The 1,199-nt window shown below is 67.7% G+C and carries 1 protein-coding gene and 1 pseudogene; both read left to right on the top strand.

All coding sequences use genetic code 11. The features are described from left to right. The coding region (locus Ae505Ps2_RS28265; RefSeq protein ID WP_170917167.1) for an IS30 family transposase at positions 1-546 on the top strand (546 nt) is incomplete at its 5' end. 80 nt (positions 547-626) lie between these two features. Then, positions 627-1,199, top strand: a pseudogene (locus Ae505Ps2_RS32215) (transposase); the annotation flags it as partial.

Here is a 1,199-nt window from a genome sequence, read left to right as displayed (position 1 = left end):
AAGCCCCCACCGGCCCCGCGGATCAAGGACCCGACCTACATCGACGCCCGCCCCGCCGACGCCCAGGGGCGCGCCGTGCCCGGCCACTGGGAGGGTGACCTGGTCATCGGCAAGAACGGCAAGACCGCCGTCGCCACGCTGGTCGAGCGCACCTCCCGGTTCCTGGTCCTCGTGCCCCTGACCGGCCGCGCCGCGCTCACCGTCGGCCGTGGGGTCATCGCCGCCACCAGCGGTCTGCCCGCGCACATGCGGGCCTCACTGACCTGGGACTGCGGTGCCGAGATGGCCGGCCACGCCACCGTCACCAAGGGCTCGATGCCGGTGTACCTCGCCCACCCACACTCGCCGTGGGAACGCGGCAGCAACGAGAACCTCAACCGCATCGTCCGCGAGTACTTCCCGAAAGGCACGGACATCACCTCGGACCCGAAATACCTGGCGATGGTGGCTTGCGACATCAACGACCGACCCCGTAAAATCCACAACTGGAAGAAGCCCTCCGAGATATTCGCCGAACTCGTTGAGCTAGATGCTTCAACCGCCTGAATTCGCCGGGGCCTGACCCCGGTTCTTGGACACGCTGAATCCAGCACTTGGTGCTGGGGAAGCGAGATGATCTGAGAATCATGGCCAGGAAGAGCTACTCCGAGGAGTTCCGTCGTCAGGCCGTGGACTTGTACGAGTCCACCCCGGGCGCCACGGTCCGCGGTATCGCCGAGGACCTCGGCATCGTGCGCGGGACGCTGCGGCACTGGCTCGAGGTCTACGGGACCGGCAGGAAGACCGCCGCTGACCGGACACCGACCTCCAGCCCGCTGCAGTCGAGGACGGCCACGACGACGAGCCCGTCGGCGCCGACCGATGAGACGCCGGCCCAGAAGATCGCCCGGCTTGAAGCGAGGGTGGACGAGCTCGAGATCGAGACCACCAAGCTCACGACCGAGCGGGAGATCCTTCAGCGGGCGGCCAAGTATTTCGCCGGGGAGACGCGCTGGTGAGTCGCTTCCAGTTCGTCGCCGACAACTCCGCCACCTTCGAGGTGAAGCGACTCTGTGAGCTCGTCGAGATCGAGCGCTCGTCCTACTACGCCTGGGTCAAGGCCGCCCCGGCACGCGACGAGCGTGCCCGGGCCGATGTCGAGCTCGCGGAGCGGATCAGGGCCGTCCACGCCGAGGACAACACCCAAGGGGCGCCACGGA

The sequence above is a fragment of the Pseudonocardia sp. Ae505_Ps2 genome, from assembly GCF_001932425.1.
Lineage (GTDB): Bacteria > Actinomycetota > Actinomycetes > Mycobacteriales > Pseudonocardiaceae > Pseudonocardia.
Note: the sequence above shows the minus strand (reverse complement) of the source record. Positions and strands in the feature narration are given on the sequence as shown.